Source organism: Sphingomicrobium astaxanthinifaciens (assembly GCF_022865105.1).
GTDB classification, from domain to species: domain Bacteria; phylum Pseudomonadota; class Alphaproteobacteria; order Sphingomonadales; family Sphingomonadaceae; genus Sphingomicrobium; species Sphingomicrobium astaxanthinifaciens.
Map to the genome: position 1 here is coordinate 1,402,195 of NZ_JAKNYM010000002.1, position 12,898 is coordinate 1,415,092.

The 12,898-nt window shown below is 71.2% G+C and carries 9 protein-coding genes and 2 tRNA genes; 3 read left to right on the plus strand and 8 right to left on the minus strand.

The genetic code is table 11. The features are described from left to right. Nucleotides 1-11 precede the first annotated feature (11 nt). The 3 genes from L8951_RS11065 to L8951_RS11075 form a co-directional block, all read right to left on the minus strand. The gene (locus L8951_RS11065) at nt 12-485 is read right to left on the minus strand and encodes a host attachment family protein (protein WP_244383113.1); all 474 of its coding nucleotides are present in this window, start codon (nt 483-485) and stop codon (nt 12-14) included. Nucleotides 486-541: 56 nt separating this feature from the next. Continuing rightward, nucleotides 542-3,331: a DNA gyrase subunit A gene (gyrA, locus tag L8951_RS11070; protein ID WP_265535985.1), complete on the minus strand. Its 2,790-nt coding sequence runs from the start codon at nt 3,329-3,331 to the stop codon at nt 542-544. A 132-nt stretch (nt 3,332-3,463) separates the two neighbouring features. Then, the gene (locus L8951_RS11075) at nt 3,464-4,228 is read right to left on the minus strand and encodes a YaaA family protein (RefSeq protein ID WP_244383114.1); all 765 of its coding nucleotides are present in this window, start codon (nt 4,226-4,228) and stop codon (nt 3,464-3,466) included. 164 nt (nt 4,229-4,392) lie between these two features. Between L8951_RS11075 and L8951_RS11080 the strand changes: the two genes are divergently transcribed. The 3 genes from L8951_RS11080 (at nt 4,393) to L8951_RS11090 (ending at nt 7,615) form a co-directional block, all read left to right on the plus strand. Then, the gene (locus tag L8951_RS11080; RefSeq protein WP_244383115.1) at nt 4,393-5,619 is read left to right on the plus strand and encodes a hypothetical protein; all 1,227 of its coding nucleotides are present in this window, start codon (nt 4,393-4,395) and stop codon (nt 5,617-5,619) included. A 215-nt stretch (nt 5,620-5,834) separates the two neighbouring features. Further along, on the plus strand, nt 5,835-7,481 hold the full coding sequence (locus L8951_RS11085) for a histidine kinase dimerization/phospho-acceptor domain-containing protein (RefSeq protein ID WP_244383116.1): 1,647 nt from the start codon (nt 5,835-5,837) through the stop codon (nt 7,479-7,481). A 57-nt stretch (nt 7,482-7,538) separates the two neighbouring features. Then, a tRNA-Ile gene (locus L8951_RS11090) sits at nt 7,539-7,615 on the plus strand. 65 nt (nt 7,616-7,680) lie between these two features. On the opposite strand, the gene L8951_RS11095 is transcribed toward L8951_RS11090, so the two are convergent. The 5 genes from L8951_RS11095 to L8951_RS11115 form a co-directional block, all read right to left on the minus strand. Further along, a tRNA-Pro gene (locus tag L8951_RS11095) sits at nt 7,681-7,757 on the minus strand. 43 nt (nt 7,758-7,800) lie between these two features. Continuing rightward, the gene (locus tag L8951_RS11100) at nt 7,801-9,162 is read right to left on the minus strand and encodes a M20/M25/M40 family metallo-hydrolase (protein WP_244383117.1); all 1,362 of its coding nucleotides are present in this window, start codon (nt 9,160-9,162) and stop codon (nt 7,801-7,803) included. A gap of 43 nt (nt 9,163-9,205) precedes the next feature. Continuing rightward, nucleotides 9,206-10,306 (minus strand): PA0069 family radical SAM protein, encoded by a 1,101-nt coding sequence (locus L8951_RS11105; RefSeq protein ID WP_244383118.1) that lies wholly within the window; start codon nt 10,304-10,306, stop codon nt 9,206-9,208. Nucleotides 10,307-10,376: 70 nt separating this feature from the next. Continuing rightward, complete coding sequence (locus L8951_RS11110; RefSeq protein WP_244383119.1) at nt 10,377-12,071, minus strand: transglycosylase SLT domain-containing protein; 1,695 nt, start codon at nt 12,069-12,071, stop codon at nt 10,377-10,379. Further along, nucleotides 12,068-12,844 carry a uracil-DNA glycosylase family protein gene (locus tag L8951_RS11115; RefSeq protein WP_244383120.1) on the minus strand — a complete coding sequence of 259 codons (777 nt, stop codon included), beginning with the start codon at nt 12,842-12,844 and terminating at the stop codon, nt 12,068-12,070. Before L8951_RS11115 ends, L8951_RS11110 begins: the two co-directional genes overlap by 4 nt. Between the last annotated feature and the right edge of the window lie 54 nt (nt 12,845-12,898).

The window sequence follows — 12,898 nt, forward strand, 5'->3', positions numbered from 1 at the left end:
CTGGCGCGAGGTCAGGTCAGCACTTCGGGCGGCCCCTCGACCTTGGTCTGCTCGGCGATCAGCTTCTCGATCTCGGCCAGCGGCTGGTTGGTCATTTCCTTGTCGATCTCGAGCCGCAACCGCGCCTGGGTCTCCTTGTGCAGCTTCTTGCGCAACTCGCCCAACGTCTTTGGCGGGGCGATGATGACGAGGTCGTCGAAATCGTTGTCGAGCGCGCGCGCGTTGATCCGGTCGGCCGCCTCGTGCGCCCAGCGATCCTCCTCGAGCTGGTGGAAGTCGGTTTCCTCGTAGGACGAGCGGCCGGGCGATCCGGACATGAAGACGCTGCCCGGCTCGTCGGTCGACAGTTCGCGATCAGGCAGGTCGTCGCGCGCCGCCTTTTTTTCCACCTCGAGGTTCATATGCTCGCGGTCACCCGCATTGCGCAGGAACAGCATCTTGCGTCCGTCGGTCACGAGGACGAGCGTGTCGTTGGCGATACCCATGGGGCCTCCTTGTTCAATCGGTTACCCGACCAACGAAGAGGCCCCTTGGCCCGTTCCTACGCTTCGCCGCCTTCCGGGCCCGCTGCACCGTCCTCGTCGGTCGACGCACCGGGGGTCGGGGCGATCGTCTTGTCGTCGCCCTGCAGGTCGCCCGCGGCGGCTTCCTCGGCATCGTTCTCGGGCTCTTCCTCCTCGTCGATCCGCGCGACCGAGACCACCTTCTCGTTCTTGGCGACCTTGAAGATGGTGACCCCCTGCGTGTTGCGCCCGGCGATGCGGATGTCGGCCACGGTGGTGCGGATCATCTTGCCCTGGTCGGTGACCAGCATGAGCTGCTCGCCCGGCTCGACCGGGAAGCTGGCGACCACCCCGCCGTTGCGCTCGGAGGTGACGATGTTGGCGACCCCCTGGCCGCCGCGCCCGGTGACCCGATATTCGAAGGTCGAGGTGCGCTTGCCATAGCCGTTCTCGGTAACGGTGAGGAGGAACTGCTCCTTCTCGGCGAGCCGCGCATAGCGTTCGGGGCTGAGCCCCTCGGCGCTGTCGTTGTCGCGCCAGACGGGGGACTTGAGATAGGCCTCGCGCTCCTCGCGGGTCGACCCGGTCGAGGCGAGGATCGACATCGAGATGACCTTGTCGTCATCGAGCAGCTTGATCCCCCGCACCCCGGTCGAGGCGCGGCTGGCGAATTCGCGCACCTTGGTCGCCTCGAAGCGGATCGCCTTGCCGTTGGCGGTGGCGAGCAGCACGTCGTCGTCTTCGGTGAGCAGGTCGACCCCGACGAGGCGATCGACCGGCTGGCCGTCCTCGCCCTCCTCGAACTTCATCGCGATCTTGCCGTTCGAGGGCACGTTGGTGAAGGCGTCCATCGAGTTGCGGCGCACGGTGCCGCCCTCGGTGGCGAACATGATGTGGAGGTCCTTCCACTCCTCCTCGTCGCGCGGCAGCGGCAGGACGGTGGTGATCATCTCGTCGTTGGCGAGCGGCAGGAGGTTGATCATCGGCCGCCCCTTGGCGGTCGGCCCGCCCTCGGGCAGCTTCCACACCTTCATGCGATAGACGCGCCCGAGGTTGGAGAAGAACAGCACCGGGTTGTGGGTGGTGGTGACGAACAGGTTGGTGACGACGTCCTCGTCCTTGGTGCTCATCCCCGAGCGCCCCTTGCCGCCGCGCTTCTGTTCGCGGAACAGCGCCAGCGGGGTGCGCTTAATATAGCCGGTGTGGGTCACGGTCACGACCATGTCCTCGACCTCGATGAGGTCCTCGTCCTCGATGCCGTCGGCGGCGGGGGCCAGCTCAGTCCGGCGCGGGGTGGCATATTCGGCCTCGACCTCGTCGAACTCCTCGCGCATCACCTCGTAGAGGCGCGCGCGGTTGGAGAGGATCTCGAGCAGTTCCTCGATCGTGACCGACAGCTGCTTGAGCTCGTCGCCGATCTCGTCGCGCCCAAGCTGGGTCAGGCGGTGGAGCCGCAGCTCGAGGATCGCCTTCACCTGCGCTTCCGACAGACGGTAGGCATCGCCGACATGCTCGGACGCCTTGCCCTCGACCAGCTCGATATAGGGGAGGATCTCGCCGATCCCCCATTCCTTCGACAGGAGCTTCTCGCGCGCCTCGGCCGGGGTGCCCGAACCGCGGATGATGGCGACCACCTCGTCGAGGTTGGTCACCGCCACGACGAGCCCGAGCAACAGGTGGGCGCGTTCGCGGGCCTTGGCGAGCTCGAACTTGGAGCGGTTGCTGATGACCTCCTCGCGGAACTTGACGAAGGCCTCGATCATGTCGCGCAGGTCGAGCGTCTCGGGCTTGCCGCCGCGGATCGCCAGCATGTTGGCGGCAAAACTCGACTGCGCCGGGGTGTGGCGCCACAGCTGGTTGAGGACGACATCGGGGGTGGCGTCGCGCTTGCACTCGATGACGATGCGCACGCCCTCGCGGTTGGATTCGTCGCGGATGTCGGCGACGCCCTCGATGCGCTTGTCCTTGGCGGCCTCGGCGATCTTCTCGACCAGCCCCGCCTTGCCGACCTGGAAGGGGATCTCGGTCAGCACGATCTGGCGCTTGTCGCCGCGCCCTTCCTCGATCTCATATTTCGAGCGCAGCACCATCGAGCCGCGGCCGGTGGTGTAGGCGGCGCGGATCCCGCTCGCCCCGAGCAGCTGCGCGCCGGTCGGGAAATCGGGGCCCTTCACATGCTCCATCAGCCCTTCGACGCTGATCGCGGGATCCTCGATATAGGCCTTGCAGGCCTGGATCACCTCGCCGAGGTTGTGCGGTGGGATGTTGGTCGCCATGCCCACCGCGATGCCCCCGGCACCGTTGACGAGCAGGTTGGGGAAGCGCGCCGGCAGCACCTGCGGCTCGCTCTCGGAACCATCATAGTTGGGCTGGAAGGCGACCGTGTCCTTGTCGATGTCGCCGAGCAGGAAGTTGGCCACCTTGGCGAGCCGCGCCTCGGTATAGCGCATCGCGGCGGGCGGATCGGGGTCCATCGAGCCGAAGTTGCCCTGGCCGTCGACCAGTGGGACGCGCAGGCTCCAGTCCTGCGTCATGCGCGCGAGCGCGTCGTAGATCGCGCTGTCGCCGTGCGGGTGATACTTACCCATCACGTCACCGACGATGCGGCTCGACTTGCGATAGGGACGGCCCGCGACATAACCCGCCTCCTGGCAGGCGTAGAGGATGCGGCGATGCACCGGCTTCAACCCGTCGCGTACGTCGGGCAGCGCGCGGCTGACGATCACGCTCATCGCATAGTCGAGATAGCTCGACTTCATCTCGTCGACGATCGAGATGGGGGCGATGTCGCGATTGGGTTCGAGGGTGTCGGCGGGCGTGTCGACCACGGGCAGTTCCTGTCAGCTTGTCGTTACGGACGTTCGAAGCGCGAGGACCGGCTTCGATTCATCGCAAAAGCTAGCAGGAGGCCCCAGGAGGACCAAGAACAATCGTGCCGCTTGACGTTAACGTAAAGAGGCTCAGCCCTCGCGCACGAACAGCGGGGCGTTCTCGGACGATCCGTCGGCGTCATAGGCCCAGCCATCGCGGTTGAAGTTCGCGAGCGCGTCGACGCTATCGACCCGCTCGTCGCAGACCCAGCGCGCCATGCTCCCGCGCGCGACCTTGGCGGCGAAGCTCTGGAATTGCAGCCCCTTGGCGGTGCGCACGCGAAAATCGGGTTCGACGATCGTCACGCGCTTGGGCAATTTCCCCCGCACCACGTAATAATATTCGTTCGAGGCGAGGTTGAGCAGCACCATCGAGCCCTCCTCGCGCAGCTGCCGCCGCAATTCCTTGGCGACCGTGTCGCCCCAATGGTCGGTCAGCTTGCCGTCCTCGCCCTCGGCCGGGTTCCACCCGGTGCCCATCTCGAGCCGATAGGGGCGCATCCGGTCGAGCGGGCGCAGCATGCCGTAGAGCCCCGAGAGGATGCGGACATGGTCCTGCGCGAAGGCGATCGTGTCGGCGTCGGCGCTCTTGACGTCGAAACCGCGGTAGACGTCGCCTGCAAAAGTGCGGATCGCGGGGCGCGTCGGGGTCTCGAAAAAGGCGTCGTAGCGCTCGGCATTGAGCGCGGCGAGCTTGTCGGAGATGCCCATTATGCGCTTGAGGTCGCCCGCCGACAAACGGTCGGCGGCGCGCGCGATCTGCGCCGCCTGCCGTTCGAAGCGGGGAATGGTCGGCTCTTCGGGGTAGGGGCTCGTCTCGTCGAGCGACTTGGCGGGCGAAAGCAGGATCAGCATGGCTCCGGGGCTAGCCGATCGGGCGTCCAGCGTCAAAGCGCCCCCGCGGCGTGCTGAGCGGTGGATAACCGCGCCTTCAACGCGCGTTCAGCCAGCCGACGCTATCTCTTCCCACCGACCCGGCACTGGGCTAACGGTGCCGCCGCAAATCTTAGGAGAGTTTCATGAAGACCAGTCTTGCAGCGCTTGCGCTTGGCCTCGCCTCGATCGCCCTCCCGACCACCGCCGGTGCGGCGGTCGCGCAGGAAGCGCAGGAGCAGAAGCAGATCGTCCTGTCCGAGGCCGCCGGCCCCGCGATCACCGCGCTCGAAAATGCGCAGAAGGCGCAGGACTGGGCCGCGTTGCCCGGTCTCTACGATGCCGCCATCGCGCTCGCCGCCAAGCCCGACGACGTCTATTACGCCAATGTCATCAAGCTGCGTGCGGGGGTCGCCATGAACGATCCCGTGATGCAGGGCGAAGCGGTGCTCGGCATGGCCGATTCCGGGTTCGACGCGGCCACCGCGCTGGTCGGCAACATGGTTACCATCGCCAACGCCAACCTGGCGGCGGGCAACCTCGACCTGGCCGGCCGCCTGCTCGAGCGCGCCGATGCGCTGCGCCCCAATGACCCGACCACCAACGTGCTGCTTGGCGAAGTCTTTTACCAGAATGACAATCCCGAGGCCGCGACGCAGGCCTTCCAGAAGGCCATCGCGCTCCAGCGCGCCACCGGGCAGGAGGTTTCCGACAGCTGGTATCGCCGCGCCATCCAGACGCTGCAGGAAGCCGAAAAGCCGGTGCCCGCGAGCCTCATCCTCTTGTGGGCGAGCGACTATCCGACCAGCGACGTGCTCGGCAAGTCGGTGCGGCTCTATCGGCCCGTCTCGGGCCTCACCGACGCCGAACTGATCGACCTGTGGCGGTTCCAGCGCGCGGTCGACGCGATGGTCAGCGAATATGAATTCGTGTCCTTCGCCGACGAACTGTTCGCCGCGGGCTATCCGGGCGAAGCGCTCGCGGTGCTCGAAGAGGGCATTGCCGCGGGCGTGATCGATCCCGACACCGACAACAACAAGCGCCGTCTGTCGCGCGCTCGCGAGAACGCCCGGGGCGAGCGCGACACGATCGGCAGCGACGCCAGCGCCGCGCGCTCGGCCGCCGAGGCGGGCCGCGCGATCGCGGTCGGCGACCTCTATTACGGCTATGACGATTTCGCCAACGCCGCGACCCTCTACGAGGTCGCGCTGGGCAAGCCCGGCGCCGATGCCGACCTCGTCAACCTGCGCCTCGGCGCGGCGCGGGCGCGGGCCGGCGACCATGCCGGTGCCCGCAGCGCGCTCGAAGCGGTCAGCGGCAAGTATGAGACGCTCGCCAAGTTCTGGCTGGCGTGGGTCGACAGCCAGGGCTGATCTCGCGCGCGCTCGTTCGCCGGCCCGCTGCCGGCGACGAGCGACCGGTAACCCGTAAACTGCGAAGGGGCGTCGGACGAGGGTCCGGCGCCCCTTTTGGTTGCGCGCCGCAAGCGTTCCAAAATGGGATGGTTAACGAAATCTTACTGGTCCTCGCGGCTCGTTACGGGGCAGTTTCCAAGTGTCGAACTCCCTCGACACGGAGACCGGATCGCGTGCGCTTTGACGACCGCCTTGCGACATTGCTCACCCTGCCGGTGGCGGGGCCGCATTCGCGCAGCGTGCGCTGGCGCCAGCTGGTCGAACTGGCAGCGCGGATGAGCGAGGCGGGGAGCAGCGACCGCGTGCCGATGGTCGCCGCGCTCGCGGTCATCCGCTCCGAACGCGCCGCCGTCCCGCTCGGGGTCCGCAGCGCCGCCGCGCGCGCGGTCGCCGGGCGCGCGCTCGATCCCGATCTGTTGCAGCTCTTCGCCGAGGACGAGCTGGCGGTCGCCGCCCCGGTGCTCGCCGCGGCCGATCCCGATGCCGCGACCCGCGAAGCGCTGGTCGCGGCGGCGAGCGGCGACACGCGCACCTTCCTTACCGCGCTGTGGCCCGATGCAGCGCCCGCCGCTGGCGCCGACGACATAACGCCGCCGCCGGCCGAGAGCGGGCGCGAGGGGCGCCGCCTCGGCGCGGTGGTCGAGCAGCTCAAGGCCGCGCGCGACCGGCTCGCCGGCGACGTCGCCCCCGACGACGAGGACGCGGGGGCGGGAGCGGGGGCGGGCGGCGCCGCGCCCGACGACGCGCCCGCGCCCGAGGCGGCCGCCGGGGACCCTGGCGGCGCCCCCGGGGCCGCGCCCCCCGCGGCGCCCGAGCGCGTCACCGCCTTCGCGTGGGAAGCCGGCGCCGACGGGGCGATCCGCTGGGTCGAGGGCGCCCCGCGCGCGGCGCTGATCGGCAAGTCGCTTTTTGCCGAGTCGAGCCTGGCCGCGTTGGTCGGCGCGCGCGCGCCCTTCCGCGATATCGAGATCGACCAGCTCGGCGGGCTGCCCGGGCGCTGGTGCCTGACCGGCAGCCCCCAGCATGACGAGGACAGCGGGCGGTTCCTCGGCTACCGCGGGCGCGCGCGCCGCGCCGACCTCGCCCCGGCCCGCGCCGCGCGCGCCGCAAGCCCCGCCGCGCCCGCCGCGGCGGCGCGCACCGTCGGGCTGCCGCAGGACCCCGCCACGCTTCGCGAGCTGGTCCACGAGATCAAGACCCCACTCAACGCCATTATCGGTTTTGCCGAGATCATCGACGGGCAATATCTCGGGCCCGCGCACCGGCGCTACCGCGAGCGCGCCGCCGAGATCGTCGCGCAGGCGCGGATCCTGCTCGACGCGATCCGCGACCTCGATTTCGCGGCGCGGCTGCAATCGCGCGACCGCGCGCCCACGCCGCGCTCGCTCGCCGACGTCCTCGCCGAGCTGCGCGAGCCGCTCGAGGCCAAGGCGGCGCGGGCGGGCGCGGTCCTCGACCTCGACACGCTCGGCGAGCCCGGCGGCGCAGGGGGCTGCACGACCGACGGCGCGCTCGCCGCGCGGCTCATCGAGCGGCTGCTCGCCGCGCTGGTCGAGGTCGCGGACGAGGGCGAACGGCTGGCGGTCCGCGCCGCCATGCACGGCGAGGCCTGCCGGCTCGAGGTCGCGCTCCCCGCGCGGCTCGCCGCGACCGCGCCCGAGGATCTCGTCGACCCCGCGCTGGTGGTCGACACCAGCGGCAAGGCGCTGCTCGGCACGGGGTTCTCGCTGCGGCTGGTGCGTGGGCTGGCGCGGGTCGGCGGGGGCGAGCTCGACTTTGCCGACGGCCGCGCCCGGCTCGACCTGCCGCGCGCTTCCTGAGCGAAGGCGCTTGCCAGCGGGCGGGGCGGCTCGCTAGGGCAGGCGACACGGCCCCGGGGGCGCGTAGCTCAATTGGTTAGAGCCGGCCGCTCATAACGGCTTGGTTGCGGGTTCGAGTCCTGCCGCGCCTACCACCTCGCAGCGGTCGCCCGCCGCCATCGCGCCGCACGCGCCCGCTCGACGCCCACACGAGAAGGAATGGTCGGGGAGACAGGATTCGAACCTGCGACCCTCTGCTCCCAAAGCAGATGCGCTACCAGGCTGCGCCACTCCCCGACTGGTGCCCGCTCTTAACCGAGGCGGGCGGCCCGCGCCAAGCCTATTCGACCGGGCCCGCCATCACCAGCAGCATCGTCGTCCACGCCGCGACATTCTGGCGCAATTGCGCGGGGTCGACCTTGTCGAGCGTGTCGTTGGCGGTGTGGTGAAGGTCGAAATAGCGAGTCCCGTCCTGCCGCAGCGACAGCCCGGGCGCGCCCTCCGCGCGCAGCGGCCCGACATCGGCCCCGCCGGCCTGGTCATAGTCGCCCGAGGCAATGCCGAGCGGCGCCAGCGCCGCGCGCAGCGCATCGGCCTCGGCGCGGCGGTGCTCGCCAAGGTCGGTGGTGACCTTCCACACGCGGTCGGCGCCGAAGTCGCTCTCGGCGACGACGTGATAGTCGGTGCCATCGTGACGCTCGGCGAAATCGCGCGCGCCCCACAGCCCGACCTCCTCGGCGCCGAACCAGACGATCTCGATGGTGCGCGCCGGCGTGCCCATGTCCATCACCCGCTTGGCCGCCGCCGCCACGATCGCGCAGCCGGCGCCGTCATCGAATACCCCGGGGGCATTGTCCCAGCTGTCGAGATGGCAGCCGACCAGCACCTTCTTCGCGCTCGGGTCGCGCCCCGGCACCTCGGCGATGACATTGCCCGACGGCTGCATCCCGAGCCGCCGCGGGGTGAGCAGCAGCTCCATCCGCACCGCTGTCTCGGCGCGCTCGAGCACGCGCATCAGCTGTTCGGCGTCGGGGACGGCAAGCGCGGCGGCGGGGATCGGGTCGACCCCCTCCTCGAAGCTGGTATTGCCGGTGTGCGGGGTGCGGTTGTGGTCGGTGCCGATCGAGCGCACGACGATCGCCGCCGCGCCGCGCTTGGCCGCCTCGTTGGGGCCGACCCAGCGCGGCGCGCCGAACGGCATCGAATAGCCCGACCCGTCCTGGTTGCGCGGCATGGCGTTCGAGATGAAGACGATCCGCCCCGCCTGGTTGGCGGGATCATCGGCGAGGAAGGCGGCATAATCGACATAACCGACGACCTCGGCGGTCAGCCCCGCGGGACCGGTCGAGCCCGAATTGCCGAGCGCGGTCAGCGCGAGGTCCTGCGGGTAGGGGCCCGTCAGCCGCGCCTTCTCCTCGCCGCGCACCCAGGTCGGCATGCGATAGTCCTCGACCCGGACATTGGCAAAGCCGAGCGCGGTCAGCCGCTCGGTCGCCCACGCCCGCGCGCGCGCCTCCGCCGGGGTGCCGCCGAGCCGCGGCCCGACCTCGGTGGTGAGGTCCTCGAGGATGTCCCATGCGACCGCGTCCTCAAGCGCCTCGGCCTGCGCCTGGAGCAGCCGCTCGCGCTCGAGATCGTGCGCGGAGGCGGGGGAGGAAAGGGGCAGGGCGGCGAGCGCGGCAAGCGCGAGGGTGCGTGTCATGGGACGCAGGCTTATCGCGCGCATCGCCCCCTGTCACCTCCCGTCACAGGAGCCGCAACTGGTCCCCCGCCGGCGCCCGGAACAGCGCGCAATTGAGCGCGAATTTCTGCCGCGACAGCCCGGCGTCGCGGCACGCCTTGGCAAAGCGCCGCTGGAACAATTCGGCCCACACCCCGGTCCCGCGCAGCCGGCTGAAGAACTCGGGATCGTTGTCGCGCCCGCCGCGCAACTCGCGGATCGTCGCCATCACCTTGCGCGCGCGGTCGGGATAATGGGTCTCGAGCCAGTCCTTGAACAAGGGCGCCACCTCGTGCGGCAGCCGGACCGGCAGGAAGAAGGCGCTGCGCGCGCCCGCCGCGGCCCCCGCCGCGACGATCGCCTCCATCTCGTGATCGGTGATGTGCGGGATGACGGGGGAGACCGAGAGATAGACCGGCACCCCCGCCGCGGCGAGCTGGCGGATCGCCTCGAGCCGCTTGCGCGGCGCGGGCGCGCGCGGCTCGAGCGTGGCATGCGTCCGCGGCTCGAGGCTGGTCACCGACAGCGCCACCGCGGCGAGCTTCTTGCGCGCCGCCGCCGCGATCAGGTCGAGATCGCGCAGCACCCGGTCGGACTTGGTGGTGATGGTGAAGGGATGGTCGCAGTCGACCAGCACCTCGAGCACCCCGCGGGTCACCTTCCAGCGCCCCTCGATCGGCTGGTAGGGGTCGGTGTTGGTGCCCAGCGCGATGGGGGCGGGGGCATAGCCCTTGCGCCCGAGCGTTTCGTGAAGGAGCCGCGGCGCGTCGGGCTTGGCGAACAGGCGGCTCTCGAAATCCACCCCGGGGGACAGGTCGTGATAGGCGTGGGTGGGGCGCGCGAAGCAATAGACGCAGCCATGTTCGCAGCCGCGATAGGGATTGACCGACCGGTCGAAACCGATGTCGGGCGAGCTGTTGCGGGTCAGGATCGTCTTGGGGCGCTCGATCGAGACGGTGGTGCGGCGCGGGGCCACCCCGTCGATCGCCTCGACCTGGTCGAGCCAGTCGCCGTCGGCGACATGGGCGCGGAGGTTGAAACGGGCGGGGCTGTCGTTGCGCGTGGCCCCGCGCCCGCGGGTCGACTCGATCGGCATGCCGTGATGGTAGCGGGTGGGGCGGAACATAACAAGAACGATGCGTCGGTTGCCCGGTTCGCCCCGGCCGCGACCAGCGCGCCATTCGGTCGCCGCCGGCCTAGCGCGCGGGGAAGCGCGGGGTCCGCCCCTGAACGAGGTCGGTCAGCGCCTGCGGGGTCGACCCTGCCTCGGCGTGATAGACGAAATAGTTGCGCAGGATCGCGGGAATGTAGAAGCGCGTCTCCCAATAGGGCAGGCTTTCCATCCACAACAGGGGATCGTCGCCGGGGATCGCCGCCCAGCGCGCCACCGGCACCGGCCCGGCATTATAGGCCGCGATCACGCGCAGCAGCTCGTCGTGCGTCGCCCCGTTGGCGCGCATCGCCTCGATGAACGCCTGCCCGTGATCGAGGTTGGCCTCGGGCCGCTTGAGCGCCTCGCGGCTGATCGACTGGCCGCGGCGGCGCGCGGTATCGCTCGCGGTCCCGGGCCGCACCTGCATCAGCCCGATCGCGTCGGCGCTCGACACCACGCCCTCGCGAAAGTCGCTTTCCTGGATGATGTGCGAGAAAACGAGGAAGGGGTCGATCCGCCAGCCGTTGTCGGGCTGCCAGCCCGGCGCCGGATAGCGGTCGGCGGGATCCACCAGCGCCCCGCGCGGGCCGTTGGTGGCGAGCCAATATTGCAGCCCGAGCCGCAACGCGCCCGCGACCTCGACGAGCGCCTTGTGGTCGCCGGGCGCGCCGATCCGCGCCTGGTGGCGCAACAGCTCGGTCGCGCGCTCGCGCTCGCCCATCGCCACCAGCGCCCGCGCGCGCACCACGTTGGGCAGCGCCTCGACCCGCGCGCGGGTGGCGCGGTCGCTCGGCCCGACCCGCTGCGCGAGCCGGCGGTTGAGCCCGAGCCGTTCGCGCGCGAGCTGGCCGTAGAAGGTCTCGACCTCGCGCGCCGCCGCGCCGAGATAGGGTGCGACCGCCTGCGGCCGCCGACAGCGTTGCTCGGCGCGCGCGGTCCAGTAATGCGCCGCGCTGCGCAATTCGGTGTCGCGGGTGCCCGCCGCCGCGGTGCGAAACGCGTCGGAGGCGGCCCGGCAGTCATGCTGCCGCCACGCCGCGAGCCCGAGCGTCCAGGCGGCCTGCGCGCGCCATTCGCCGCGGCCCGCCGCGACGCCTTCTGCGGCGAGCCGGCGCGCGCCGTCGAGATCGCCCGCGACATAATGGATCCACGCCGCGAGCTGCGCGATCTCGGCCTGCTCCTCGCCGCTGCCGAGCCGCCCTTCGGCGAGCGCGGCGCGGTAGAGCGCCTCGGCGGCCGCGCCGTCGTCGGCTTCGATCGCGGGCCGCAACGCGGCGCGCAGCGTCTCGACCGCGGCGGTCGCGGTCGATCGCGCCCGGGTCCGCCGCGGCGCCCCGCCGAGCCCGACGAGCGGGCGGGCAGGCAGCGCCGCGACCGCGTCGCCACCACGCTCGGCGGCCAGCGCGGCGAGGCGCTCGGCCTGCGGCAGCTCGGGCGCGCGGCGCACCAACGCGCTCGCCTCGGCCCCGCTCACCCGCGGAGAATTGGGCGCCAGGTAGAGCTGCGCCAACGCATAGGGGGCGAGCACCCCGTCCTCCATCGCCGCGATCGAGCGACGGGCCTGGTCCCATTGCCCGGCATCGATCGCGCGAAAGATCGCGGGCCAGTCGGCGAGCAGCGGCGCGGGCGCTTCCTGCCGCGCCCCCGGGGGCAGCGGCGCGAGCGGGTCGGCCTGTGCGGCGAGCGGCGCGGGGAGCAGCACGGCGGCCCCGATCACCGCCCCGAGCAGCGCCTTCATGCGTCCCCCGCCAGCAACTGGAGGTCGATCCACGCCAGCCGCTTGTCGGCGGGCCGGTCGAGCAGCCAGCGCGGATGGAAGGTGGCGACGCAGCGCGCGCCCTCGACGGTGTGGCAGCGTCCGCGCACGCGCGCCAGCGGCGCCTCGAGCAATGCGCGCGCGGCCTGCTCGCCGAGCAGTAGCAGCCGTTGCGGGCGGGCCAGCGCGAGGCGCTTGCGCAGCGCCTCGACGAGCCCCGGGTCGAACGGCGCGCGCGAGGGCTGCCCGGGGCGATAGGCGGGATCGATCATCGCCAGCGGAGGGGCCTCGATCCCGATCGCCGCCATCATCCGCTCGAACAGTTCGCGCGCGGGCGGGGTCATCCCCTCGGGCGCCTCGCCGCGCGCGCCGACCACCAGCAGCGGCGGCTCGCTCGGCAAGGGCGCGGCGAGGTGCGCCGCCCCCAGCGTCGCCGAGCGCGCCGCCAGCCATGCTTCGATCGCCTCGAGCGTGTCGGGGACCGGCGCGGGCGCGGGCGCAGGTGTGGGCACGCGAGTGGAAGGCGAGGCAGGAGGCGCAGGCGCAGGCGCAGGCGAGGACGCCGTCCCCGCATCGCTGCCCGGCACCGCGCTGGGTGTCAGGGGCGGCGCGGACGCGGGCGCGGGCGCGGGCGCGGGCCGCAGGCTGCGCCAGCTCGGCGCGCGCTCGCGCACCGCGACGTCGACCCCCGCCGCGTCCCACCAGTCCAGCAGCGCGCGCGCGCCCGCCTTGTCGATTCCCACCCCGTCGTTCATCCTTTCATCGTTCGGCCATGTTGACGGCGCGGTCAATAAATTGGCAGGGCTGTC

Excerpts from the sequence above, each read along its gene's own strand:
- L8951_RS11065 (WP_244383113.1), bottom strand. The coding sequence starts at position 485 with ATGGGTATCGCCAACGACACGCTCGTCCTCGTGACCGACGGACGCAAG.
- L8951_RS11075 (WP_244383114.1), bottom strand. The coding sequence starts at position 4,228 with ATGCTGATCCTGCTTTCGCCCGCCAAGTCGCTCGACGAGACGAGCCCC.
- L8951_RS11080 (WP_244383115.1), top strand. The coding sequence starts at position 4,393 with ATGAAGACCAGTCTTGCAGCGCTTGCGCTTGGCCTCGCCTCGATCGCC.
- L8951_RS11100 (WP_244383117.1), bottom strand. The coding sequence starts at position 9,162 with ATGACACGCACCCTCGCGCTTGCCGCGCTCGCCGCCCTGCCCCTTTCC.
- L8951_RS11105 (WP_244383118.1), bottom strand. The coding sequence starts at position 10,306 with ATGTTCCGCCCCACCCGCTACCATCACGGCATGCCGATCGAGTCGACC.
- L8951_RS11110 (WP_244383119.1), bottom strand. The coding sequence starts at position 12,071 with ATGAAGGCGCTGCTCGGGGCGGTGATCGGGGCCGCCGTGCTGCTCCCC.
- L8951_RS11115 (WP_244383120.1), bottom strand. The coding sequence starts at position 12,844 with ATGAACGACGGGGTGGGAATCGACAAGGCGGGCGCGCGCGCGCTGCTG.